General features: G+C 72.1%; 17 protein-coding genes. 12 read left to right on the forward strand and 5 right to left on the reverse strand.

What is annotated here, in order from left to right; all coding sequences use genetic code 11:
* The first annotated feature begins 107 nt into the window (after positions 1-107).
* Positions 108-1,733 (forward strand): chaperonin GroEL, encoded by a 1,626-nt coding sequence (gene groL, locus ACFXPK_RS14570; RefSeq protein WP_329828696.1) that lies wholly within the window; start codon positions 108-110, stop codon positions 1,731-1,733.
* A 216-nt stretch (positions 1,734-1,949) separates the two neighbouring features.
* Here groL and ACFXPK_RS14575 read toward each other — a convergent pair whose 3' ends face one another.
* Together ACFXPK_RS14575 and ACFXPK_RS14580 are read right to left on the reverse strand one after the other, a co-directional pair.
* Positions 1,950-2,723 (reverse strand): SDR family NAD(P)-dependent oxidoreductase, encoded by a 774-nt coding sequence (locus ACFXPK_RS14575; protein ID WP_384994973.1) that lies wholly within the window; start codon positions 2,721-2,723, stop codon positions 1,950-1,952.
* Positions 2,724-2,804: 81 nt separating this feature from the next.
* On the reverse strand, positions 2,805-3,479 hold the full coding sequence (locus ACFXPK_RS14580; protein ID WP_384994975.1) for an MOSC domain-containing protein: 675 nt from the start codon (positions 3,477-3,479) through the stop codon (positions 2,805-2,807).
* A gap of 88 nt (positions 3,480-3,567) precedes the next feature.
* Here ACFXPK_RS14580 and ACFXPK_RS14585 point away from each other — a divergent pair, with 88 nt between their 5' ends.
* A complete protein-coding gene (locus tag ACFXPK_RS14585; protein WP_385075281.1) occupies positions 3,568-4,458 on the forward strand; it encodes a LysR family transcriptional regulator in 891 nt (296 codons plus the stop codon).
* A gap of 93 nt (positions 4,459-4,551) precedes the next feature.
* Here ACFXPK_RS14585 and ACFXPK_RS14590 read toward each other — a convergent pair whose 3' ends face one another.
* A complete protein-coding gene (locus ACFXPK_RS14590; protein ID WP_384994977.1) occupies positions 4,552-4,950 on the reverse strand; it encodes a WhiB family transcriptional regulator in 399 nt (132 codons plus the stop codon).
* 425 nt (positions 4,951-5,375) lie between these two features.
* On the opposite strand from ACFXPK_RS14590, the gene ACFXPK_RS14595 reads away from it, so the two are divergent.
* From ACFXPK_RS14595 to ACFXPK_RS14610, 4 genes are all read left to right on the forward strand, one after another.
* On the forward strand, positions 5,376-5,987 hold the full coding sequence (locus tag ACFXPK_RS14595; RefSeq protein ID WP_003948568.1) for a response regulator transcription factor: 612 nt from the start codon (positions 5,376-5,378) through the stop codon (positions 5,985-5,987).
* A gap of 315 nt (positions 5,988-6,302) precedes the next feature.
* Positions 6,303-6,878 carry a sigma-70 family RNA polymerase sigma factor gene (locus tag ACFXPK_RS14600; protein WP_384994979.1) on the forward strand — a complete coding sequence of 192 codons (576 nt, stop codon included), beginning with the start codon at positions 6,303-6,305 and terminating at the stop codon, positions 6,876-6,878.
* Positions 6,879-7,044: 166 nt separating this feature from the next.
* Entirely contained in the window at positions 7,045-8,547 is a 1,503-nt protein-coding gene (guaB, locus tag ACFXPK_RS14605) for an IMP dehydrogenase (protein WP_385075202.1), read from the forward strand.
* Between the two features lie 90 nt (positions 8,548-8,637).
* The gene (locus ACFXPK_RS14610) at positions 8,638-9,762 is read left to right on the forward strand and encodes a GuaB3 family IMP dehydrogenase-related protein (protein ID WP_384994983.1); all 1,125 of its coding nucleotides are present in this window, start codon (positions 8,638-8,640) and stop codon (positions 9,760-9,762) included.
* 125 nt (positions 9,763-9,887) lie between these two features.
* On the opposite strand, the gene ACFXPK_RS14615 is transcribed toward ACFXPK_RS14610, so the two are convergent.
* Complete coding sequence (locus ACFXPK_RS14615) at positions 9,888-10,376, reverse strand: hypothetical protein (protein ID WP_385075205.1); 489 nt, start codon at positions 10,374-10,376, stop codon at positions 9,888-9,890.
* 175 nt (positions 10,377-10,551) lie between these two features.
* Positions 10,552-11,814: a nucleotide sugar dehydrogenase gene (locus tag ACFXPK_RS14620; RefSeq protein ID WP_384994988.1), complete on the reverse strand. Its 1,263-nt coding sequence runs from the start codon at positions 11,812-11,814 to the stop codon at positions 10,552-10,554.
* 315 nt (positions 11,815-12,129) lie between these two features.
* Between ACFXPK_RS14620 and ACFXPK_RS14625 the strand changes: the two genes are divergently transcribed.
* From ACFXPK_RS14625 to ACFXPK_RS14650, 6 genes are all read left to right on the forward strand, one after another.
* On the forward strand, positions 12,130-13,851 hold the full coding sequence (locus tag ACFXPK_RS14625; RefSeq protein ID WP_384994990.1) for a glycerol-3-phosphate dehydrogenase/oxidase: 1,722 nt from the start codon (positions 12,130-12,132) through the stop codon (positions 13,849-13,851).
* A gap of 553 nt (positions 13,852-14,404) precedes the next feature.
* Positions 14,405-16,372: a serine/threonine-protein kinase gene (locus tag ACFXPK_RS14630; RefSeq protein ID WP_385075209.1), complete on the forward strand. Its 1,968-nt coding sequence runs from the start codon at positions 14,405-14,407 to the stop codon at positions 16,370-16,372.
* A 231-nt stretch (positions 16,373-16,603) separates the two neighbouring features.
* A complete protein-coding gene (locus ACFXPK_RS14635) occupies positions 16,604-19,777 on the forward strand; it encodes a protein kinase (protein WP_385075212.1) in 3,174 nt (1,057 codons plus the stop codon).
* Positions 19,778-19,845: 68 nt separating this feature from the next.
* Positions 19,846-21,750 carry a serine/threonine-protein kinase gene (locus ACFXPK_RS14640; protein WP_385075215.1) on the forward strand — a complete coding sequence of 635 codons (1,905 nt, stop codon included), beginning with the start codon at positions 19,846-19,848 and terminating at the stop codon, positions 21,748-21,750.
* A 43-nt stretch (positions 21,751-21,793) separates the two neighbouring features.
* Positions 21,794-23,644, forward strand: a complete 1,851-nt coding sequence (locus ACFXPK_RS14645; RefSeq protein WP_385075218.1) for a serine/threonine-protein kinase — start codon at positions 21,794-21,796, stop codon at positions 23,642-23,644.
* A 54-nt stretch (positions 23,645-23,698) separates the two neighbouring features.
* Positions 23,699-25,330, forward strand: a complete 1,632-nt coding sequence (locus ACFXPK_RS14650) for a succinic semialdehyde dehydrogenase (protein WP_385075221.1) — start codon at positions 23,699-23,701, stop codon at positions 25,328-25,330.
* The last annotated feature ends 17 nt before the right edge of the window (positions 25,331-25,347 follow it).

The raw sequence follows: 25,347 nt of genomic DNA on the forward strand, positions 1-25,347 counted from the left end.
AAAAAACAAACAATCATTAGTTTGGGGTGCGCGCGCGCCCCCCCCCCACCGCGCCGCCGGCGGGCCCCCCCCCCCCGCAGCTCATTTGAGAGGACAGAGAAGCTCCCATGGCGAAGATCCTGAAGTTCGACGAGGACGCCCGTCGCGCCCTTGAGCGCGGCGTCAACAAGCTTGCCGACACGGTGAAGGTGACGATCGGCCCCAAGGGCCGCAACGTCGTCATCGACAAGAAGTTCGGCGCCCCCACCATCACCAACGACGGTGTCACGATCGCCCGCGAGGTCGAGCTCGACGACCCGTACGAGAACCTGGGCGCCCAGCTCGTGAAGGAGGTGGCGACCAAGACCAACGACATCGCGGGTGACGGCACCACCACCGCCACCGTGCTGGCCCAGGCGCTGGTCCGCGAGGGCCTGCGTAACGTCGCCGCCGGCGCTTCCCCGGCCTCCCTGAAGAAGGGCATCGACGCCGCGGTCAAGGCCGTCTCGGACGAGCTGCTCGCGACCGCGCGCCCGATCGACGACAAGTCGGACATCGCCGCCGTCGCCGCGCTCTCCGCGCAGGACGAGCAGGTCGGCGAGCTGATCGCCGAGGCGATGGACAAGGTCGGCAAGGACGGTGTCATCACCGTCGAGGAGTCCAACACCTTCGGTCTGGAGCTGGACTTCACCGAGGGCATGGCCTTCGACAAGGGCTACCTGTCCCCCTACATGGTGACCGACCAGGAGCGTATGGAGGCCGTCCTCGACGACCCGTACATCCTGATCCACCAGGGCAAGATCGGCTCGATCCAGGACCTGCTCCCGCTGCTGGAGAAGGTCATCCAGGGCGGCAGCTCCAAGCCGCTGCTGATCATCGCCGAGGATGTCGAGGGCGAGGCGCTCTCCACCCTCGTGGTCAACAAGATCCGCGGCACGTTCAACGCGGTCGCGGTCAAGGCCCCCGGCTTCGGTGACCGCCGCAAGGCCATGCTCGGCGACATCGCCACCCTCACCGGTGCGACCGTCATCGCCGAGGAGGTCGGCCTCAAGCTCGACCAGGCCGGTCTGGACGTGCTGGGCTCCGCCCGCCGCGTCACCGTCACCAAGGACGACACGACCATCGTCGACGGCGCGGGCGCCGCCGACGAGATCACCGGCCGCGTCAACCAGATCAAGGCCGAGATCGAGTCCACGGACTCCGACTGGGACCGCGAGAAGCTCCAGGAGCGCCTCGCGAAGCTGGCCGGCGGCGTGTGCGTGATCCGTGTCGGTGCCGCCACCGAGGTGGAGCTGAAGGAGAAGAAGCACCGTCTGGAGGACGCCATCTCCGCGACCCGCGCCGCGGTCGAGGAGGGCATCGTCTCCGGTGGTGGCTCCGCCCTGGTGCACGCCGCCAAGGTGCTGGAGGGCAACCTCGGCAAGGAGGGCGACGAGGCCACCGGTGTCGCCGTCGTCCGCCGCGCCGTCGTCGAGCCGCTGCGCTGGATCGCCGAGAACGCCGGCCTTGAGGGCTACGTCATCACCTCGAAGGTGGCGGAGCTGGACAAGGGCCACGGCTTCAACGCCTCCACCGGCGAGTACGTCGACCTGGTGAAGGCCGGCGTCATCGACCCGGTCAAGGTCACGCGCTCCGCCCTGGAGAACGCCGCCTCCATCGCCGCGCTGCTGCTCACGACCGAGACCCTGGTCGTCGAGAAGCCGGCCGAGGAAGAGGCCGACGCGGGCCACGGCGGCCACGGCCACAGCCACTGATTCTCGCGGCTGAACCCGACGCGGCTCTCCCGCGACGCACAGCCGGGCCCGGTACCCCAGAAGGGGTGCCGGGCCTCGCTGCTGCTGTGGTGCCGGTGGTGCCGGTGGTGCCTCACCGCCGGTGTCCGGTGCCGCCCACCCGTACCGCCGGTGCCGGTTCACCCCTGCCGCCGGTGCCGGTGATCCGTACCGTCGGTGTCCGCGGCGCCCCCGCTCCTACTGCGGGCCGTACTTGCGGCCCGTCTTCGAGGTGACCCCGCCGAGCAGTCCGCGCGGGGTCAGCTTCACCACACCCATCAGCGCCTTGTACCGCGGATCCGGTACGGACACGACCTTCCCGCGCGCCAGATCGGTCAGCGCGGCCGTCACCAGCTTGTCCGCGTCCAGCCACATCCACCCCGGGATGCTGTCCGTGCCCATCCCGGCCCGGTCGTGGAACTCGGTCCGTACGAAACCGGGGCACAGCGCCATCAGCCGTACCCCCGACCCCGTCAGATCCCGCGCCACGCCCTGGGTGAACTGCACGACCCATGCCTTCGACGCGCCGTACGTCCCGCGCGGCACGAACGCGGCGACCGACGCCACATTGACGACCCCGCCCCGCCCGCGCGTTCTCATACCGCCGACCGCGGCCGACGTCAGCCGCAGCACCGCCTCGCAGTGCACCTTCAGCATCGTCAGCTCATCGGCCATCGGGACATCGAGGAAACTGCCCTTGTTGGCGAAGCCCGCGTTGTTGACCAGCAGGTCCACCGCGTGCTTGGAGTCCGAGAGCCGCTTCTCCACCGCCCCGATCCCGGCCTCCGTGGACAGGTCGGCGGTCAGCACCTCGGCCTCGATGCCGTGCAGGTCGTGCAGTTCGGTGGCCTGGTCGCGCAGGCGCTCGGTGTCGCGGGCCACGAGCACGAGGTTGTGCCCGTCAGCCGCCAGCCGTCGCGCGAAGGCGGCGCCGATGCCCGCCGTCGAGCCCGTAATCAGAGCAGTCGTCATACGCGCACGGTAGTGCCTGTGCCGCGGCCGCCCCGGCTCCGTCCAGAACCGGCCGCCCGCCCCGCCGGAGGCCGGCCGGGGCTACCCGCGCCCGCCGTGCTTCTCCACGTACTCCCGCGCGGTCCTCAACTCCTCGCCGTGCAACGCCTCTCCGGCCGCCAGCACCCGCGGCAGCAGCTCCCGCTCCGTCGTGACCGCCCGGAACGCCAGACCCACCGTCACCTCGTGGTCCGGCCGGTGAACCACCTCGATCGGGTCACCCGCGCGGATCTCGCCCGGAGTGATGACCCGCAGATAGGCACCGGTCACCGCCTCCCGGGTGAAGCGCCTGACCCAGCCCTTCTCGCCCAGCCAGCTCTGGAACGTACGGCACGGGATCCGCCCGCTCGTCGTCTCCAGCACCACCTCGGAACCGATCCGCCAGCGCTCCCCGATCCGCGCGTTCATGATGTCGAGGCCGGACGTCGTGAGATTCTCGCCGAACGTGCCGTTGGGGAGCGGCCGCCCCAACTCGCGCTCCCAGAAGTCGAGATCCTCCCGCGCGAACGCGTACACCGCCTGGTCGGTGCCGCCGTGATGGCGCAGATCACAGACCGCGTCCCCGGAGACCCCGCTCGCCCCCTCGCCCTTGGCGCCGGGATCGGCCACCCGCACGGGACCCTCGACCGGGCGCTTGTCGATCCCCGTCGCGCCGCCCGGCGCGTCCGTGTACTCCACGGCCCGGGGCCGTCCCACATTCACGGTCAGAAGCTTCATGGCCACACGCTAACCACCCCCGCCCAAGCGATCCATTCAATAATGATCGATACCTCCAAGGATCACTTATATTCGGGACATGCGAGGAATGATCGAGGCCCGCCATCTCCGCGTGCTGCGCGCCGTGGCCGCCACCGGCTCCTTCTCGGCCGCCGCCCGTGAGCTGGGCTGTACGCAGCCCGCCGTCAGCCAGCAGATGAAGGCGCTCGAAACCTCCGCGCGCACACCGCTGATCGTCCGCACCGGCCGTGAGACCCGGTTGACCCAGGCGGGTGAAGCGCTCGTACGCCACGCGACCGGCATCCTCGCCGGGCTCACCGCGGCGGAGGAGGAGATGGCCGCCATCGCCGGGCTGCGCGCGGGCCGGGTCCGGCTGGTCTCCTTCCCGAGCGGCAGCTCCACCCTCGTCCCCACCGCACTGGCGGCCCTGCGCGCCGCCCACCCCGGCACCCGCGTCTCGCTCGTCGAGGCCGAGCCGCCCAGCTCGGCGGCGATGCTGCGGGACGGCGACTGCGAGGTGGCGCTGGCGTTCCGGTACGGCCACCCCGGGACGGAATGGGACGACCTGGTCGTCCGGCCGCTGCTCAGGGACCGGCTCGTCGGCCTCGTCCCCGAGGGCCACCGGCTCGCGGACGCGGGCGGCGCCCCGCTCGGCGAGTTCGCCGGCGAACCGTGGATCGCGGGATGCCCGCGCTGCCGTACCCAGCTCGTCGACGCCTGCGGGGAGGCGGGGTTCACGCCCCGGATCGACTTCGCGACCGACGACTGCCCGGCGGTGGTCGGACTGGTCGCGGCCGGGCTCGGGGTGGCGATGCTGCCGGAGCTGGCGATGGAGTCGGTCCGTACGGAAGGTGTGCGGACGCTGAGGGTCGAGCCGTCCGTGGAACGGGAGATCGTCGCGCTCACGCTGCCGGACCTGGCGCGGGTCCCGGCCGTGGCGGCCATGCTGGACCAGCTCGCGCGGGCCGCCGCGCGCTGACCCCCGCCGACACGCCGGAAAACGCCCCCGTGAAGGTGCGGGAGCCGCGACAGAGAGATGCGGAAACGTTTCTTCCTTGAGGCAGGGTCGTGTTCAGTCCATCCCGTGATGTCCCCCGGGCCCCGCGCCCCCGCCCGGCCCCGGAGCGCCCGCGGACGCCGGTGCCGAGTTCGCGGTGGTGGACGGCGTGGAGGCGTGCGCCGTGATCAGCCGGGAGCGCGCGCGTCCCATCAGCTCCTCACGCTCGTCCTCCGTCAACCCGCCCCACACGCCGTACGGTTCCCGTACCGCCAGTGCGTGCGCCGCGCACTCCGCGCGGACCGGGCACCGCATGCACACCTCTTTCGCCGAGTTCTCACGCGCGCTTCGTGCCGCGCCCCTTTCCCCCTCCGGGTGGAAGAAGAGCGAACTGTCCACACCGCGACAAGCCGCGAGCAGCTGCCAGTCCCACAGATCTGCGTTCGGTCCGGGAAGGCGGGAGAAATCTGCCATTGCTCATGTCCCCTTGAAACCGTGCTGAGGCGGATACGCGCCGCTTGGACGCCGGGTACGAGCCCGGCGCGTACCCGCACCGGTGCTCCCGACCGTACATCTACTATGTAAGTAGATGTAAATATGACTCATTGCGAATCTAGCCACAGACACCAGTAAAAGTGAAGAAAACCCGCTAAATGGGGCATAGCTTCCACTGGGCACCGGAAGACTTACCGCCGCTCTCCTCCGTGTGCGACCCCTCACGGGGAGTGCCGAAGTCGGCCGTCGGACCCGTAACTCTTTCGAGTGACCGTCGTTGAATGTGCGAGGCGGTTGAGAGAATGAGCGATCGGGCACATGTCCGAGAGCGTCAATCGCACAGGTGACGATATGTACCCAGCCTGGAGGCTCAAGGTGACGCGCACTAGCTGCGGAGGACGGTCATGACATCCGTCCTCGTCTGCGACGACTCCCCGCTTGCCCGAGAGGCGCTTCGCCGCGCGGTCGCGACCGTGCCCGGTGTCGAGCGCGTGACGACCGCGGCCAACGGCGAGGAAGTCCTCCGCCGCTGGGGTGCCGATCGGTCGGATCTCATTCTGATGGACGTACGGATGCCCGGCCTCGGGGGTGTCGAGACCGTCCGCCGGCTGCTCTCGGCCGATCCCGGCGCCCGGATCATCATGCTGACGGTGGCGGAGGATCTGGACGGCGTCGCGCTCGCGGTCGCCGCCGGGGCCCGCGGCTATCTGCACAAGGACGCCTCGCGCGCCGAGCTGCGCGCGACGGTCACCCAGGCGCTCGCCGACCCGACCTGGCGGCTCGCCCCGCGCCGGCTCCGGTCGGCCGAGATGGGCGCGGCGCCCACGCTCACGGCGCGTGAGATCCAGGTGCTCGAAGGCATGAGCCACGGCCGCTCCAACGCCGAGATCGGCCGGGAGCTGTTTCTCTCCGAGGACACGGTCAAGACGCACGCCCGGCGGCTCTTCAAGAAACTCGGCGCCTCCGACCGGGCACACGCGGTGGCGCTCGGCTTCCGGTGGGGCCTGGTCCGCTGACGTACGACCGGTCCTGACCCCTCGCCCGCCGACGGTTCCCGACGGCGGGCGAGCCGGCGTTCCGGGCCGTCGGGAGAGGGGATTCCGGACGGTACGCGGTGGTTTCCGGGCGCCGGGTGAGGCAACGTACGTCCGTACACACCCGTTTCCCGCGCAATGCCGCATCCTTGAGATGTGGACTTCCACGGGGACGAGTCGGACGAGCGCGAGGGGAGAGCGCAGGAGATGAGTTCTGCCGCACCACCTCATAACGCTTCGGTGCACAACTACGGACGCAGTGCCACCGATCAGCAGCCGCCAAGGCACCATGGACCGATGCGCGAAGACGAGCCCACGGTGATTGGTGCGCTCGTTCACCGCGCCGTCAACGGTGACGAACGGGCCACGCACGACCTGCTGGCCCGCGTCCATCCGCTCGCGCTGCGTTACTGCCGTACGAGACTCAACCGGCTGCCGGGTGACGCGCGCCACTTCGTCGAGGACCTCGCGCAGGAGGTCTGCGTCGCCGTACTCATGGCGCTGCCGCGCTACCGGGACACCGGACGGCCCTTCGAGGCGTTCGTCTTCGCCATCGCGGGACACAAGGTCGCCGACCTCCAGCGGGCCGCCATGCGGCACCCGGGATCCACGGCCGTACCGTCCGACGAGATGCCCGAGCGGCCCGACGACTCCCTGGGTCCCGAGGAGCGCGCGCTGCTCAGCAGCGACGCCGAATGGGCCAAGAAACTGCTGGCCAACCTGCCGGAGAACCAGCGCGAGCTGCTGGTGCTGCGGGTCGCCGTCGGGCTCACCGCGGAGGAGACCGGACAGATGCTGGGCATGTCCCCGGGAGCGGTCCGGGTCGCCCAGCACCGCGCGCTGAGCCGGCTGCGGGCGCTCGCGGAACAGTGACCGGGGCGTGCCCCGGGCGTACTCCCCGCGCGCGTTCGCGCGTACGGGGCCGTTCGCCGTACGAACGTACAAAGCCGGATCGGTGATCTCAAGCGTGGAATGAGAGGCCCGCAGAGGCCGTTAGCATGGACATCCGCACCGATCAAGGCCATTTGGGGAAGGTGTCATGACTGCAAACGTCGACGGAGTGCCCGAGAAGTTCGCGACGCTCGGGCTGACATACGACGACGTGCTGCTGCTGCCGGGCGCCTCGGAAGTGCTGCCGAACCAGGTGGACACCGCGTCTCTGGTCTCGCGGAACGTCAAGGTGAACATCCCGCTGCTCTCCGCGGCGATGGACAAGGTCACCGAGGCCCGCATGGCGATCGCCATGGCGCGGCAGGGCGGCGTCGGCGTGCTGCACCGCAACCTCTCCATCGCCGACCAGGCCAACCAGGTCGACCTGGTGAAGCGCTCCGAGTCCGGCATGGTGACCGACCCGATCACGGTCCACCCGGACGCGACGCTCGGCGAGGCGGACCAGCTCTGCGCCAAGTTCCGCATCAGCGGTGTCCCGGTCACCGACCGCGCGGGCAAGCTGCTCGGCATCGTCACCAACCGTGACATGGCCTTCGAGGCGGACCGGACGCGCCAGGTGCGCGAGGTCATGACCCCGATGCCGCTGGTCACCGGCAAGGTCGGCATCTCCGGCGTGGACGCCATGCAGCTCCTGCGCCGCCACAAGATCGAGAAGCTGCCGCTGGTCGACGACGCGGGCATCCTCAAGGGTCTGATCACGGTCAAGGACTTCGTCAAGGCCGAGAAGTACCCGAACGCCGCCAAGGACGCCGAGGGCCGGCTGCTCGTCGGCGCGGCCGTCGGCGCCAGCCCGGAGGCGCTGGAGCGCGCCCAGGCGCTGGTCGCCGCAGGCGTCGACTTCCTCGTGGTGGACACCTCGCACGGCCACAACAGCAACGCGCTGAGCTGGATGTCCAAGATCAAGTCGTCGGTCTCCGTCGACATCATCGGCGGCAACATCGCCACCCGCGACGGCGCCCAGGCGCTGATCGACGCGGGCGTGGACGGCGTCAAGGTCGGCGTGGGCCCCGGCTCGATCTGTACGACCCGTGTCGTCGCCGGCATCGGCGTGCCGCAGGTCACGGCGATCTACGAGGCGGCCGTGGCGTGCCAGGCCGCCGGGATCCCGGTCATCGGCGACGGTGGCCTCCAGTACTCCGGCGACATCGGCAAGGCGCTCGCGGCCGGGGCCAGCACGGTCATGCTCGGCAGCCTGCTCGCCGGGTGCGAGGAGTCGCCGGGCGAGCTTCAGTTCATCAACGGCAAGCAGTTCAAGTCGTACCGCGGCATGGGCTCCCTCGGCGCGATGCAGTCGCGCGGCCAGGGCCGCTCCTTCTCCAAGGACCGCTACTTCCAGGCCGAGGTCTCCTCCGACGACAAGCTCGTCCCCGAGGGCATCGAGGGCCAGGTCCCCTACCGCGGCCCCCTCTCCGCCGTGCTGCACCAGCTCATCGGCGGACTGCGCCAGACGATGGGGTACGTGGGCGCCGCGTCCATCGACGAGATGGAGCGCAAGGGCCGCTTCGTACGGATCACGTCGGCGGGCCTCAAGGAGAGCCACCCGCACGACATCCAGATGACGGTCGAGGCGCCGAACTACACCGGCCGCTGACGCCCGCGTGGTCGACTTCACCCAGGTCCGTCCTGAGGTGTGACCACGGGGATACTGGGACGGCAGACGTAGAGGGAAAGGCCACACATCGTGACTGAGATCGAGATCGGGCGCGGCAAGCGCGGCCGCAGGGCGTACGCCTTCGACGACATCGCCGTCGTCCCCAGCCGGCGCACCCGGGACCCGAAGGAGGTCTCGATCGCCTGGCAGATCGACGCCTACCGGTTCGAGCTGCCGTTCCTGGCCGCGCCGATGGACTCCGTGGTCTCGCCGAGCACCGCCATCCGCATCGGCGAGATGGGCGGTCTGGGCGTCCTCAACCTGGAGGGTCTGTGGACCCGGTACGAGGACCCCGAGCCGCTGCTCGACGAGATCGCCGAACTGGACGAGTCGAGCGCCAACCGCAGGCTCCAGGAGATCTACGCCGAGCCGATCAAGGAAGAGCTGATCGGCCGGCGCATCAAGGAGGTGCGGGACTCGGGCGTCGTGACGGCCGCCGCGCTCTCGCCGCAGCGCACCGCGCAGTTCTCCAAGGCCGTCGTGGACGCCGGGGTCGACATCTTCGTCATCCGCGGTACGACGGTCTCCGCCGAGCATGTCTCGGGGGCCGCGGAGCCGCTCAACCTGAAGCAGTTCATCTACGAGCTGGACGTCCCGGTCATCGTCGGCGGCTGCGCCACGTACACCGCCGCCCTGCACCTGATGCGTACGGGTGCGGCGGGTGTGCTGGTCGGCTTCGGCGGCGGCGCGGCGCACACCACCCGTAACGTGCTGGGCATCCAGGTGCCGATGGCGACGGCGGTCGCGGATGTCGCGGCGGCCCGCCGCGACTACATGGACGAGTCCGGCGGCCGGTACGTGCATGTCATCGCGGACGGCGGTGTCGGCTGGTCCGGCGACCTGCCCAAGGCGATCGCGTGCGGCGCGGACTCGGTGATGATCGGCTCCCCGCTGGCGCGGGCGACGGACGCGCCGGGCAAGGGGCGCCACTGGGGCATGGAGGCCGTCCACGAGGACGTGCCGCGCGGCAAGCTGGTGGACCTGGGCATCGTCGGCACGACGGAGGAGGTCCTGACGGGCCCCTCGCACATCCCGGACGGGTCGATGAACTTCTTCGGCGCCCTGCGGCGCGCGATGGCCACGACGGGCTACAGCGAGCTGAAGGAGTTCCAGCGCGTCGAGGTGACGGTCGCGGACTCGCAGCACCGCCGCTGAACACCGTCCCGCAGGGACGTACGAAGGCGCGTGAAGGCGTTTTCGGGAGAAGGCCGCTTCCTTGGAGGAGGCGGCCTTCTCCGCGTCCAGGCCTCCAAGAAGTGGCCTTCTCCGCGTCCGGGCGTCTAGGAGGCGGCCTTCTTCGCGCCCGAGAACGCGGCGAAGGCGGCCAGTGCGAAGAAGAGGAACGTCATGACGTCCTTGCCCTGGTTCCACGCGTCGGTCAGCAGACCGAAGTGGTCGAGGAAGACGTCCGTCGCGGACAGGTTCAGCTCCTTGGCGACGATGATCGCGATCCCGACGATCTGGCCGAGGTAGACGGCGCCCAGCGCCAGTACGCCGCTGACGACCGGCAGGACGGGGTTGGTGCCGCCCACCTTGCCCGCGACGAGCCCGATCAGGAAGCCCACCCCGATGGCCGCCCAGCCGATCTCCCGCTCGATGGCCCCGGCGATCCCGCCGTAGATGCCGGCGGCGACCAGAGCGGTGACCAGAGCCGCCGCCAGACCGAGCGCGATGTTGTCACGGGCGGGCGCGGGCGGAGGGGCGAACGGCGCGGGCGGCACGGCGCCCGGGGCGAAGGGGTTGCCGGGTGGCGGAACGGACTGGCTCATGGTGAAACATCCCCCAGGGAAATTGGCGCGAGCATGACTTGCGCGCGACAGCCCCGGACAGTAGCAGCCGGCTCCGACAACGGGCCCGGTAATTCCCCGGGGGATCCCGGTAATTCCTTGGAGGAAGCTCCCCGGAGGGGACCGTGGAGGGCGGCGCCGACAGGCTCCGCGCGGCTCAGAGGCGGTGCGCGGCGCCCGCCGGGCTCGCGCCCCTGGTGTCCAGCAGGAGCTGCGCCTTGACCGCCAGGCCCTGGAGGTCGTACGTACGGTGGTGCTGGAGCAGCACCGTCAGATCGGCGTTCGCGGCGGCCTCGTAGAGGGAGTCGGCGCGCGGTACGGGCTGCTCGCGTACCCGCCAGTCCGGGACGTACGGGTCGTGGTAGCTGACCGCCGCGCCCAGGTCCATCAGCCGGCAGGCGATCTCGGTGGCCGGTGAACTCTCCTGGTCGGCGAGGTCCGGCTTGTAGGTGACGCCCAGGAGCAGCACGCGGGCCGCGCGCGCCGACTTGCCGTGCTCGTTGAGGAGGGCGGCGCAGCGCTGGATGACGTACTGCGGCATCCGGTCGTTGATCTCCTGGGCGAGGCCGACCATCCGCAGCGGGTGGCCGGGCGTACGGCCCGCGTGCGGCAGATAGCTGGGATCCAACGGCACTCCGTGCCCCCCGACCCCCGGGCCGGGGCGGAACGCCTGGAAGCCGAAGGGCTTGGTCTCGGCACAGCGGATGACGTCCCAGAGGTCCACGCCGAGGTCGTGGCAGAGCACCGCCATCTCGTTGACGAGGGCGATGTTGACATGCCGGAAGTTGGTTTCGAGGAGCTTGACGGTCTCGGCCTCGCGCGGGCCCCTGGCCCGTACGACCTTGTCGGTCAGGCGGCCGTAGAAGGCGGCGGCGGACTCGGTGCACGCGGGGGTGAGGCCGCCGATGACCTTGGGGGTGTTGGCGATGCCGTGGGTGCGGTTGCCGGGGTCGAGCCGGCCCGGTGAGTACGCGAGGTGGAAGTCGCGGCCGGCGCGCAGCCCTGAGCCCTCCTCCAGGGTGGTGCGCAGGAAGCCCTCCGTGGTGCCGGGCGCGGCGGGCGACTCCAGCAGCACGGTGGTGTGGGGGCGCAGCTTGGCGGCGAGCGCGCGGGCCGCCTCACCGAGGGCGGTCAGATCGGGGGTGCGGTCGGCGCCGAGCGGGGTGGGCGCGCAGATCACGGCGGTACGGACCCGGCCCAGCTCGGTCGGGTTGGTGGTGGGCCGGAATCCGCCGGCCAGCATTCTGCGGATGTCGGAGGGGGCGAGCGGGCCGTCGACGGGGGTGTGGCCGGCGGCCAGCTCCGCGACGGGGCGCGGGTCGGTGTCGAAGCCGATGGTCTGGATCCCGGCGGCTACGGCGGCCTGGGCGAGGGGCAGTCCGAGATGACCGAGTCCGATGACGGCGAGATCTGCGGGCATGGCGGTGGCCGTCCTTCCCTTAGCCGGAGTGGACAGTGAGCGCAAGCCCTGTGGACAGAATGGGCGGGCGCAATGTCAGACTAGGCGTAAATATGACCGTTATGCGGCATTGCGGGGCCGGAGGATTCGTCCTGTCGCCCGCGCGCCGGTCGCGGGGTGGCAGCGGGGTGGCGGTGGGGCGGCGGCCCGGCGCGGTGGGATCCGGTCCCGGGCAGGGGTGTGGCCGGGGTTGTCCACAGCCGGTGGCTGAAGTCGGTGAGTGCGGACAGAATCGAGACGTGAGCCCGATCACGGGGGGACGACGGGAGGCAAGCGGTGAGGACAGCGACACTGGGGCCTGCGGAGCGCGCCCGAGCGCTCGCGGCGATGGCCGAGCGTGAACTGGACATACTGGTCGTGGGCGCGGGGGTGGTCGGCGCCGGGACCGCTCTCGATGCCGCGACCCGGGGCCTGGCGACCGGCCTCGTGGAGGCGCGGGACTGGGCGTCCGGCACATCGAGCAGATCGAGCAAGCTGATCCACGGAGGTCTGCGCTATCTGGAGATGCTCGACTTCACACTCGTGCGGGAAGCCCTCAAGGAGCGGGGGCTGCTGCTGGAGAAGCTGGCGCCCCACCTCGTGAAGCCGGTGCCGTTCCTGTACCCGCTGAAGCACAAGGGCTGGGAGCGGTTCTACGCGGGCTCGGGCGTCGCGCTGTACGACGCGATGTCCGTCTCCTCCGGGCACGGCCGGGGCCTGCCGGTCCACCGCCACCTCTCCCGGCGGCACGCCCTGCGCGTGGCGCCCTGCCTCAAGAAGGACGCCCTGGTCGGCGCCCTCCAGTACTACGACGCCCAGATGGACGACGCGCGCTATGTGGCCACCCTGGTCCGCACGGCCGCCACCTACGGAGCGCACGTCGCCGGCCGGGCGCGCGTCGTCGGCTTCCTGCGGGAGGGCGAGCGGGTCGTCGGCGTCCGGGTGCGGGACGTGGAGAGCTCGACACGGGAAGGGGCCGGCGAGTACGAGATCCGGGCCAAGCAGGTCGTCAACGCGACCGGTGTGTGGACGGACGACACCCAGGCGCTGATCGCCGAGCGCGGGCAGTTCCACGTCCGCGCCTCCAAGGGCATCCATCTCGTCGTCCCCAAGGACCGGATCCACTCGACCACGGGGCTGATCCTGCGGACGGAGAAGTCCGTGCTCTTCGTCATCCCGTGGGGCCGCCACTGGATCGTCGGCACCACGGACACGGACTGGGACCTGGACAAGGCCCATCCCGCCGCCTCCAGCGCGGACATCGACTATCTGCTCGAACACGTCAACACGGTGCTGCACACACCCCTCACCAGGGACGACGTCCAAGGGGTGTACGCGGGGCTGCGTCCGCTGCTCGCCGGGGAGTCCGACGCGACGAGCAAGCTGTCGCGCGAGCACACGGTCGCACACCCGGTGCCCGGCCTCGTCGTCGTCGCCGGCGGCAAGTACACGACGTACCGGGTGATGGCCAAGGACGCGGTGGACGAGGCGGTGCACGCCCTCGACCAGCGGGTGGCGGAGTGCGTCACGGAGGACGTGCCGCTGCTCGGAGCCGAGGGGTACCACGCGCTGTGGAACGCGCGGGCCAGGATGGCGGAGCGCACCGGCATCCATGTGGCACGGGTGGAGCACCTCCTGAACCGCTACGGCACGCTGGTCGAGGAGGTGCTGGAGCTGATCGCCGGCGAAAAGGGACTCGGTGAGCCGCTGGGCGGCGCGGAGGACTATCTGCGCGCGGAGGTGGTCTACGCGGCCTCGCACGAAGGGGCGCGCCATCTCGACGACGTCCTGACGCGGCGGACGCGCATCTCGATCGAGACCTTCGACCGGGGGACGCGCTGCGCCCGGGAGTGCGCGGAGCTGATGGCGCCGGTGCTGGGCTGGGACAAGGACCAGATCGAACGGGAGGTGGAGCACTACGAGAAGCGGGTGGAGGCCGAGCGGGAGTCGCAGCGCCAGCCCGACGACCAGACGGCGGACGCGGCCCGGCTGGGAGCCCCGGACATCGTGCCCATCTGAGCCGGGCTCAGGCGATCCGTCCCACTGACGCGCGCCCGTCCGGGGGGCTTCCGGCGCAGGCCCCCCGGGGGCGCGTCCTGGCACGGCGTGCCTTTCCGGTCCTCTGCGGTGCCGCCGCCCACGGGAGTTGAGTCATCGGCGGCCGTGTTCCGTACTGATCACAGGCGTGCGTGGGCAGCGTGCGCCGGTGACGGTCCAAGGGCGGGGACGAGGGCGTGAGGAAGCGTCAACCCGCCCTCGGTGAACACGGGTGCCCCCTCGTGGGGGATACTCCCGTAACCCCCACTCCGGCCCCACGCGTCACAGCATGCTCATCCGTCACCAGGTATCCGTTCCTCCGCCGAACGGGTACCTGACCGGCTGGGTGCTGGGCGGGGCCCGGGGTAGTGGCAGTGTGGGGGGCTCCTCCGTCGGGCACCGCCGAGGCGGACGCCGGACCCGGGAGCAGTGGCTGTCCCGGAATGAGGGACAATGAAGGCTCTGCCAGGGCGCGTTACGGCACCGCGCGGTGAGGGCAGTCGCGGGCCAGGATCAGGGATCGCAGAGGGGACGCATGTCGGAGTCGGAGCAGTCGCGGGACACGGCGAAGGAACCTCGGCAGGACGCGGGGAAGAGCGCCGACAGCAGCCCTGAAGGGCGTCTGCTCGCGGGCAGGTACCGGCTCGGCGGGGTGCTCGGGCGCGGGGGCATGGGCACGGTGTGGCGTGCCCTCGACGAGACGCTGGGCCGTACGGTCGCGGTGAAGGAACTCCGCTTCCCCTCCAGCATCGACGAGGACGAGAAGCGCCGGCTCATCACGCGCACCCTGCGCGAGGCCAAGGCGATCGCCCGGATCCGCAACAGCGGCGCGGTGACGGTCTTCGACGTCGTCGACGAGGACGACCGGCCGTGGATCGTCATGGAGCTGGTCGAGGGCAAGTCCCTGGCCGAAGCCGTGCGCGAGGACGGACTCCTGACGCCGCGGCGGGCCGCCGAGGTCGGTCTCGCCATCCTCGACGTGCTGCGCTCGGCACACCGCGAGGGCATCCTGCACCGCGATGTGAAGCCGTCCAACGTGCTGATCGCCGAGGACGGCCGCGTCGTCCTCACCGACTTCGGCATCGCCCAGGTCGAGGGGGACCCCTCGGTCACCTCGACCGGCATGCTCGTCGGCGCGCCGTCCTACATCTCGCCGGAGCGCGCCCGGGGCCACAAACCGGGGCCCGCGGCCGACCTCTGGTCGCTCGGCGGCCTGCTGTACGCCTCGGTGGAGGGCTTCCCCCCGTACGACAAGGGCTCGGCGATCGCCACGCTGACCGCCGTGATGACCGAGCCGCTCGACCCGCCGAAGAACGCGGGCGCGCTCACCGAGGTCATCTACGGGCTGCTCGCCAAGGACCCCGACCAGCGGCTCGACGACGCGGGCGCGCGGGCCCTCCTGGAGGACATCGTCCAGGCGCCCGAGGCGGAGCCGGAGCCGCCGCTCGACGTCACCCGGATCGTCCCGATGCCTCCGCTGCCCGAGGAGTCCGCCGAGCGCACCGGCCGTAAGTCCGCCGCCGAGTCGGGGAGCGACCGGGTACGCGGAGCCCTGCGCTCCGCGCGGAAGGCCACGGTGCCCGTGGGCGCTTCGGCCTCCGTCGGCTCGGCCTCGGCGGCGTCGGCGGGTCCCCGGCCGGAGCCCGCGGCGGCTCCGTACCGGCCGGCCGCGACGCGCGCCTCGCTCACCGACGTGGTGCCCCGGCGCACGCTCGTGATCATCGCGGTCGTCGCCGCGGTGGCCCTGATCTCCACGGTCCTGGTCGTCGCCCTCTCCGGTGGGGACGAGAAGGACGCCGGCGGCGGCAAGGCCACCGAAGGCACCAACGCGCCGGTCGTGCCCAAGTCCGACGGCACCAACGGCAGCGCGGACGCGGGCAAGAGCCCCGCCGAGGACGGTAAGGACTCCGTCGCCACCGGCGGGTCGGAGACGGAGGGCGACGACTCCGGTTCCGACCCGGGTTCTTCGGGCGACTCCGACGAGGACGGCGAGGACAGCGGCGACGACACCGGCGGTGACGGCGGCGGAAAGGCGGGGGAACTGCCGGAGGGGTACACCACCGTCAGCGACGACCGGTTCCGCTTCACGATGGGCATGCCCGAGGACTTCAAGCGCACCGCCATAGCCGGTGTGAACTCCGGTGGTATCTACAACCGGTCCGCGGGCGCCTTCCCGCGTGTCCAGGTCGACTTCAACGCCAAGCCCACGGACGACGCCGCGGCGGCGTGGCGGGGGGCCGAGCCGGCGGTCGCGGGCAGTAGCAGCAACTACAAGCTGCTCTCCATCAAGGAGATCGAGTACAACGGCTACCCGACCGTCGCCGACTGGGAGTTCGAGCGCAGGCAGGGCGGCCAGCAGATACGGGTGCTCAACCGGGGCTTCAAGATGGACGGCACGCACGGTTACTCGATCATGGTGAGCTGCAAGGCGAGCGAGTGGGACGGCACGGAGTGCAAAACCCTCCGGGAGACGGCGCACGCGACCTTCGCCCCCAAGGACTGACCGAGCGGAACGACCGGACTGGTGAGTTCCGGCTGCGGGCGGGAAGGATGCGGCATACCGGATGCGAACGTTCCGCAGCGGGTTGCCGCGACCCGGCGGCATGTTCCCCCGCCGCCACGTATCGTGAGAACTCGCGAACCGTACGCATCCACAATGAGCCGGTAAACGACCGGAATTGGCGGTTTCGCGGGTCTCCGTGACCAGGAGACGGCCTGTTTGTGGGGAGGCGTCGTGGACGAATACGCGGGTCGAGTGCTCGCAGACCGCTATCGCCTGCCGTTGCCGCCCTCCGACGAGTATGAACTCGTCGAGACGCGCGCGTTCGACACGTACAGCGGACAGGAAGTCCTCGTCAGGCAGGTGCCGCTGCCGGAGGTCGTGGAGGCCGAGGTCGTGGAGGCCGACGGCGCGGCGCCGCGCCGGGTCCACGGGCGTACGCCGCGCAAGGCCACGGATCCGGCGGTGCGGCGGGCCATCGAGGCCGCGCAGAGCGCCGCCCAGATCCCCGACCATCCGCGTCTCGACCAGGTCTTCGACGTCTTCGCGGAGTCCGGTTCGCTGTGGATAGTGAGTGAACTCGTCGCCGCCAGACCGCTGGCGGCGCTGCTCGCGGAGAAGCCGCTCAACCCTTTCAGGGCGGCCGAGATCGCCTCCGACGTGCTCACGGCCGTACGCGTGGTGCACGCCCACGGCTGGACCCACCGGAACATCACCGTCCGTACGGTGCTCGTCTGCGACGACGGGCGGGTCGTGCTCACCGGGCTCGCGGCGGGCGCGGCCGAAGAGGCCCTGTGCGGTTACGCACCGGTGCCGGAACCACTGGATCCGGATCCGCTGTCCGAGGGGCCTGAGGGCCAGGACCAGGGGCACGGTCAAGGGCCTGATCCGGTCGATGACGCACAGCGGTCGGGGCCCCAGGGGCAGTCCGCGCTGCCCGAAGGGTTCGCGCCGACCGGGGGAGTGCCGGGCGCCCTGCGCCAGGGGGCGGCGTACGAACCGGGCCCGACGGCGGGCGTGCCGGGACCCTCCGGCCACGCCGAACTGGAACGTGCCCGCCCGGAGAACCCGTACGGGGACGGTACGTCGTCCGGTACGTCCGGCGCCTTCCCCCGGCCGCAGGGCGCCACCCCGGGGGTGCCCGCCCCGTACGACGGCCGGCCCGCGCTGCCCGGCGGGAACGCCTCGGGCGACATCCGCGCCGCGCGCGCCGGCGCCATCGCCGCGTACCGCGCGGGCGCACGCGCCGCCGCGCGCGCCGGTGAGGACCCGAACTCCGGCAGGACGGCGGTGCCCCCGCTCCCCGAGCCGGGCACCGGCACCGGCATCAGCGGCGCGGACACGGGATCCGGCGCCACGGGCGTGGCGGGCGGCCCCGGCGGCGGTACGGGGCACGGGCCCCGGGAGACTCCGCGCGACTCCCGACCCGACCCGGACTGGTGGGCCCAGCCGCGCGGCTTCTCGGCCGACGATCCGGACGGTGACGCCGACGCGGACGAGGACGACGACCCGCCCACCCCCTACCGCCCCCAGCTCGCCGGAACGTGGCGCGACGGCCCGGCGTCCTGGAACGACGCCTCGGGGTCCGTGCCCGCGGGCGGTGGCGGTCTCCAGGGCGGCGGCGCGGACCCGTACGCGGGACCGTACGGCCGGCACCCCGGCTCCTACGGAGGGGGCGCCACCTCCGGCACCACCTCGGGCATTCCCGTGGGCGGCGTCCCCGACCAGCGGCCCGGCACCGACCTGGTCATGGCCCGGGGCGGCGGCGACCCGTACACCGGCCCGGGTTCCGGGCACGGCGGGAACGACGGCGCCCCGGGCGCTCCGGGCAGCGAGGCGCGGCGGCAGTCGCTCCAGCTCCCCGCCGTCGCGGGCGGCGGCGCCGGCCGCTGGGACGAGGTCATGGCGGGCAGCGTCACCCCCGCCTACCGCGGCCCGGCCACCCCGCTCGCCGCCGAGCGCGCCCGGCAGGCCCGGATCGCGGTCGTCGGCGCCGTCACGGAGCGCTGGTCGCCCGAGCAGGCCGGCCCCGTACACGAGAACTGGCAGCTCGCGCCGCCCATCGGGCCCGCCACCGACCTGTGGGCGCTCGGCGCGCTGCTCTACCGCGCGGTGCAGGGCCACGCCCCGTACCCCGAGGAGAGCGCCATAGAGCTGGTGCAGCTCGTCTGCGCCGAGCCGCCCGCGTTCGCCGAGGAGTGCGGCCCGCTGCGGCCCGTCGTCGAGTCGCTGCTGCGTCAGGACCCCACCGAGCGGCCGGACTTCGAGGAGCTGCGCGGCTGGCTCCGCTCGCTCGTACGGTCCGCGCCCGAGCCCGAGGCCGGTCTCGACGTCGTCCCGCTGCTCTCCGAGGACGCCACACGGCTGCCGATAAAGCGGCGCAGGGGCGAGCTGGTCCGCAGGCGGCGGCGCCGCGACCTCGGCCACGGACGGCACCGCCAGAAGAAGGGCAACGAACGCAAGGAGAAGGCGGGCAGGCCCGGGAAGGCCGAGCGCTCCGCGCGGACCGGGGTGGAGGAGCCGCGCCGGTACGAGGCGTACGAGGCGCTGCGGCCCGAGACCGAGGCCATGTTCCACCGTCAGGACCGTCTCGACGACGGGCTGGACAGCAGGGTGGACGACCTGGCGTCCGACCGCACCGGAGGCAGGTCGGACGGCAGGTCCGGCGGGCGCTGGGACGATCGCGAGGACCGCGAGGAGAAGGGGCGCGGCCCCCGTTCGCTGGGCCGCAACCTGCTGTTGCTGATCCTGCTGCTCCTCGTGCTGGCCATCGGGTACGCCGTGGTGTTCCTGCCCAAGGCCGACACCACCCAGGACAAGGGGCAGAGCGTCGGCGAGGCGTCGCCGAGCGCGTCGTCGGCGCCACGCTCCCCGACCGGCGACCCGGCCTCCGACAGCCCGTCGGGGAAGCCCAACACGTCGGCGCCGCAGACCTCCGGGCCCGCCGCCGACGTCGCCGACGGGTACGCGATGCGCGACGACACCGAGGGCTTCACCACGGCGGTCGACAAGGACTGGCAGCGACGCCCCATCAACGACAGCGGCCAGGTCCGTTACGTCGGCGGCGACTTCACCCTGATCGTGGTCCCCGGCCGGGACAGCGTGGCGGACAACGGCGACGATCCGCTGGCCTACCAGCGCGACAAGGAGCGGGAACTCCAGCCGTACCGCGACTCGTCGTGGTCCAGCGCGACCGGGCTGCGCCGGATCGACGTGGGCCGCCAGGCCATGGCGGAGGGTCAGTACACCTGGCAGGACAGCAGTGGACGCCAGGTCTATGTGCGGAACCTCGCGATGATCATCGAAGGCAGGTACCACATAGTGCAGGTGATCGGTCCGGACGATCAGCGCGACAAGGTGTCCGAGATCTATCAACAGGCCACGGGTGCCTACCGTGTAACGGGCTGACACGCCCCGAGGTTTCCCGTCACTGTGTTCCCTCCGTACCCTGTGATCCCAAGGAACGGGGCTGGGACGTGGAGCATTCGCAGAGTACGGGCGCGAGCACAGGCGCGGGCGCGGCTACGGGAACGGCCGGGACGGGGACCGGGCCGGTGCTCGCCGGGCGTTACCGCCTAGGCGAGACCATCGGCCGCGGCGGCATGGGCAAGGTGTGGCGCGCGCACGACGAGGTGCTGCACCGCACGGTCGCCATCAAGGAGCTGACCGCGGGGCGTTACGCCTCCGAGGCGGACCGCGCCGTACTCCACCAGCGCACGCAGAAGGAAGCGCGCGCCGCCGCCCGGATCAGCCACCCCGGCGTCGTCACCGTCCACGACGTCCTCGACCACGACGACCGGCCGTGGATCGTCATGCAGTACGTCGACGGCCCTTCCCTCGCGGACGCCGTGAAGGAGTCCGGCAGGCTCGACCCCCGCGAGGTGGCCAGGACCGGCCTCGCGGTCCTCGACGCGCTGCGCGCCGCGCACGCCGCCGGTGTGCTGCACCGCGATGTGAAGCCGGGCAACGTCCTGCTCGCCCGGGACGGCCGCGTCCTGCTCACCGACTTCGGCATAGCGGCCATCGAGGGCGACTCGACGATCACCAGAACGGGCGAACTGGTCGGCTCCATCGACTATCTGGCACCCGAGCGGGTACGGGGCAAGGACCCCGGCCCCGCCTCCGACCTCTGGTCGCTGGGCGTCACGCTCTACACGGCCGTGCAGGGGACGTCGCCGTACCGTCGCGGCACCCCGCTCTCCACGATGCAGGCGGTCGTCACGGACGAGCCGGCCCACCCCGACCAGGCGGGCCCCCTCGCCCCCGTCATCGCGGCGCTGCTCCGCAAGGATCCGGCGGAGCGGCCGGATGTCGCGGCGTGCGCACGCCTGCTCCGCGAGGTGGCGGAGGGGCGGGATCAGGACGGCGCCGACGCCCCGGACGCGGCGGACACGGGGAACGAGGCGACGACGTACGCCGTGACCCGGCCCGTGTCGGGTGGTGCCGCGGCGCCCGCCGGGCCTGCGGGCGGCTTCGACGGTTCCGGGGGATCAGGCAGCACAGGCAGCTCAGTTGGCTCAGGCAGCACAGGCGGCTCCGGTGGCTTCGGCGGCTCAGGCGGCACAGGCGGCTCCGGTTCGGGGCATGTGACCCGGGCCGCGCCGCTGCCCGCCGCCGCGCCGGCACCCGCCCCCGGACCGGTCTCCCCGCAGTCGCCGACCGCGCCGTCCCTGCCCGACCGGTCCGGTCGGGGCCGCCGCTGGCGCAGGGCGGCGGTGGCCGTCGTGGCCGCGGCGGTCCTCGGCGGGGGCGCCGGATTCGTCGCCCTGCACTACGCGGGTGGGGGATCGGGCGCCGCGAACGGTGCGGCGGGCGACCCGTCGGACCCGGACACCTCGGCCGGACAGTCGGACGGCGGGGGCGGCGACGTCGACGACGGTTCCGACAGCGGCGGTTCCACCGCCGAGGGGTGGAAACGCGTCAACGCGCCGGAGGGCTTCAGCGTCAGTGTGCCCGAGGACTGGACGCGGCTGACGAACAGCGAACAGATCGACTACAGCCCGGACGGCGGGCTGCACCTGCTGCGGATCAGCATCACCAAGCCGGACTTCGAGACCCCGCTCCAGCACATGCGGAGCATGGAGCAGAGCCTGCGGCAACGGCTGGCGTACAACCTGATCACGCTGGAGGCCAACCGGTACCGGGACAAGCAGCAGGCCGCGATATGGGAGTTCACCTGGGTGGAGAAGGGCGTCCATCCGGGCAAGCGGCACGCCATCGACCAGATTTACTACTCGGACGACAGCGGCACGGAATACGCGATCTACATGTCCGGTCCCGATGAGGACTGGGCGGAGATGCGCAAACAGTTCGACGCCGTGCTGCGAAGCTGGCAGGAGCCGCCCGCCGGATCCGGGGATGCCGGGGATTCCGGGGGCTGAGCGCGGCACACGGGGCGCACGGGGTGAACGGGAGGTGCGGGACATGTCCGCAGGAGAGGGCGGGCCGCCCGACGGCCGCCTGATCGCCGGACGGTACCGGCTGGGGAGCAGGCTGGGCCGCGGTGGCATGGGCACCGTATGGCGGGCGGAGGACGAACTCCTCGGCCGGTACGTCGCCGTCAAGGAACTGCACGCCCCGCACGACGGCCACGACGGCCACGGCGGTCCGCACGGCGAGGGCGGTCCGCACGGCCAGGACGGCCGGAGCGCGACGACACTGCGCGAGGCGCGCGCGGTCGCCCGCGTCAAGCATCCGCATGTCGTGGTCGTCCACGACGTCGTCCAGGAGGACGGCCGTCCGTACATCGTCATGGAGCTGGTGGAGGGCGGTTCGCTCGCCGACCGGCTCAGGGCGAGCACGCTCGACCCGCGCGAGGCCGCGCGGGTCGCGCTCGCGCTGCTGAGCGCGTTGCGCGCGGCGCACGGCCTCGGGGTGCTGCACCGCGATCTCAAGCCCGCCAACGTGCTGCTGGAGGAGCCCACGGGGCGGGTCGTGCTGACCGACTTCGGGATCGCCCGTCTGGTCGGCGCCACCACGATCACCGATCCGGGTGCGTTCGTCGGCTCGCCCGAGTACTCGGCACCGGAGCGGGTACTGAACGCCGAGGCGGCGGGCCCCGCCTCCGACCTCTGGTCGCTCGGCGCGCTGGTGTGCGCGATGCTCAGCGGCGAGTCGCCCTTCCGCCGCGACTCGCTGCCGGGCGTGCTGCACGCGGTGGTGGCCGACGAGATCAGGCCGCCGGCCGCGGCGGAGCCGCTGCTGCCGCTCGTACGGGGGCTGCTGGAGCGCGACCCGGAGCACCGGCTGGACGCGGCGGAGGCGGAACGGCTCCTGACGCGGTACGTCGCGACGGGCGCCCCCCTCCAGGAACCACCGCTTCCGGCCCCGTCGCCCCCAGGGCCCCCACCCCCAGGGCCTCCGGCCCCGGGCCCCGTCCGCGCGCCCGCTGTCGCACCCGCGCCCGTGCCCGCTCGCGCTGCCGCTCCGCCCGCCGACGGCACCGAGGACGCGCCGACCGCCGACCGGCCACTGCCCGCCGCCTTACCGGCCCCGGCCCCTTCGACCACCCCTTCACCGGGCCCGGCGCCCTTACCCGGCCGTACCCGTATCCGTATCCGTACGCGGACCACGCTGGTCGTCGGCGCCCTGGCCTGTGTGCTCGCCGGAGCCGGTGCCGTGACCGCGCTGCTGCTCCGGGACGGGTCGGACAGCGGCCGTACGACCGGGAACCTGACGACCGCGAGCGCCGCGCCCGTCCACCGGACCGGAAACCCGCACGCCCCTTCCCCCTCGCCCTCCCCTCCCTCCCCTCCCTCCCCTTCCGCCACGGCGCCGCCCGCCGCCGCACCGCCCGCCGCGCCCGACGGCTACCGCTCCGTCCGCGACCCCATGGGCTTCACCCTCGCCGTACCCGACGGCTACGCCCGCTCCCACGACGACAAACGCGTCTACTACATGTCGCAGGACAAGGCCCTCAGGATCGGCATCCGCGTCCAGGACCGGATCCCCGGCGGCCCCGTGGCGTCCATGCGCCAGGCGGACGAGAGAGGCGTGCACACCAACCCCGGGTACCACGACGGCAGCGTCACCCCGACCAGTCACAACGGTTTCCGGGCCGCGCTCTGGGAGTTCACCTGGGAGGGGTTCACCCCCGCCGAGGGGGAGCGCCACACGTTCGACCTGTGCTGGGAGGAGGCCGGGCGGATGTACGACGTCTGGGTCTCGGCCCCGCTGGACAAGCTGGACACCGCGCGCGGCCAGTTCGACGCCGCGCTGGACTCCTTCGTACCGGCGGCGACAGCGGCGGCGTCGGCCCCGGTTCCCTTGCGCTGATTGGCTGTTACTGCCGGGTATTCAAAGTCTCGTCCACGGAATACGCTCGGCTCCATGACGGACTCGCAGGTCTCCACCCCCACCTCCGCCCCCGCCGGCTCCCGCACCAACCCCGTGGCCCCCACCCCGGCGGGTGTGCGTACGGCGGCCGATGTGGTCACCCCCGAGGTGGTCGCCCAGCTCACCCGTGGTGTCGTCGGCTCCGGCCGTACCGCCAACCACACCCCGTTCACCGGGGAGAAGCTGGCTGACCTGCCCGAGTCCACCCCGGAGGACGTGGCCACCGCCTACGAGCGGGCCCGCGCCGCCCAGCCCCTCTGGGCCGCCCTCCCCGTACGGCGGCGGGCCGCCGTGCTCCTCCGCTTCCACGATCTCCTCCTGGAACGCCAGGCCGAGGTGCTCGACCTGATCCAACTGGAGACCGGCAAGGCCAGACTGCACGCCCACGAGGAGGTCCAGGCGGTCGCCGTCGCCGCCCGCCACTACGGGCGCAAGGCCGCCGCGTACCTCCACACCAGGCGCCACACCGGCGCCGTACCGCTGCTGACCAAGGTCAGCGAGGCGCGTCGGCCGCGCGGCGTCGTCGGCCAGATCGCTCCGTGGAACTATCCGCTGGAGCTGTCCGCCGGTGACGCGCTGCCCGCGTTCGTCGCCGGGAACGCCGTCGTCATGAAGCCCGACACGGAGACCGCGCTCACCGCGCTGTGGGCCCGTGACCTGCTGGTCGAGGCGGGGCTGCCCGCCGAGGTCTTCCAGGTCGTCCTCGGCGAGGGGCCCGTCGTCGGCCCCGAGCTGGTGCGGCACGCGGATTACGTCTCCTTCACCGGCTCCACCAGGACCGGCCGCGAGGTGGCCAGGGGCGCGGCCGACCGGCTCGTCGGTGTCTCCCTCGAACTGGGCGGCAAGAACGCCATGCTGGTCCTCGCCGACGCGGACATCGAGAAGGCCGCGGCGGGCGCGGTGCGCGCCTGCTTCTCGTCGGCCGGGCAGCTCTGCATCTCCATCGAGCGGCTGTACGTGCACGAGTCGGTGGCCGACGCGTTCGTGGAGCGGTTCGTCGCCCGTACGAAGGCGATGCGGCTCGGCAGCGCGCTCGCGTACGGCGCCGACATGGGATCCCTGGTGGGGGAGCGGCAGTTGACGGCCACGGTCGGTCATGTCGAGGAGGCCGTCGCCAAGGGCGCCACGGTCCTCGCGGGCGGCGTGGCCCGCCCCGACATCGGGCCGTTCTTCCACGAGCCGACCATCCTCGAAGGCGTCGAGGCGCCGATGGCCGTCTGCGCGGAGGAGACCTTCGGCCCGGTCGTCTCGCTCTACCGCTTCCGCGACGAGGACGACGTGGTCGACCGTGCCAACGACACGCCGTACGGCCTCAACGCGAGCGTCTGGACGCGGGACTCCCGGCGCGGCCACGCGATCGCCGCGCGGCTGCGCACGGGCACCGTCAACATCAACGAGGGGTACGCGTCGGCGTACGGCAGCGCCCAGGCCCCGATGGGCGGAATGAAGGAATCCGGCCTCGGCCGACGCCACGGCTCCGAGGGCATCCTCAAGTACACCGAGGCCCAGACGGTGGCGGAGCAGCGGATCATGCCGATGGCGCCGTTCCTCGGGATGACCGACGACCAGTACGCGGCCTTCATGAGCGGCAGCCTGCGGGTGATGAAGGCGCTGCGGCTGCGGTAGTGCGCGGCTGCGCGAGT

It is taken from the genome of Streptomyces sp. NPDC059142, from assembly GCF_042755665.1.
GTDB lineage: Bacteria > Actinomycetota > Actinomycetes > Streptomycetales > Streptomycetaceae > Streptomyces.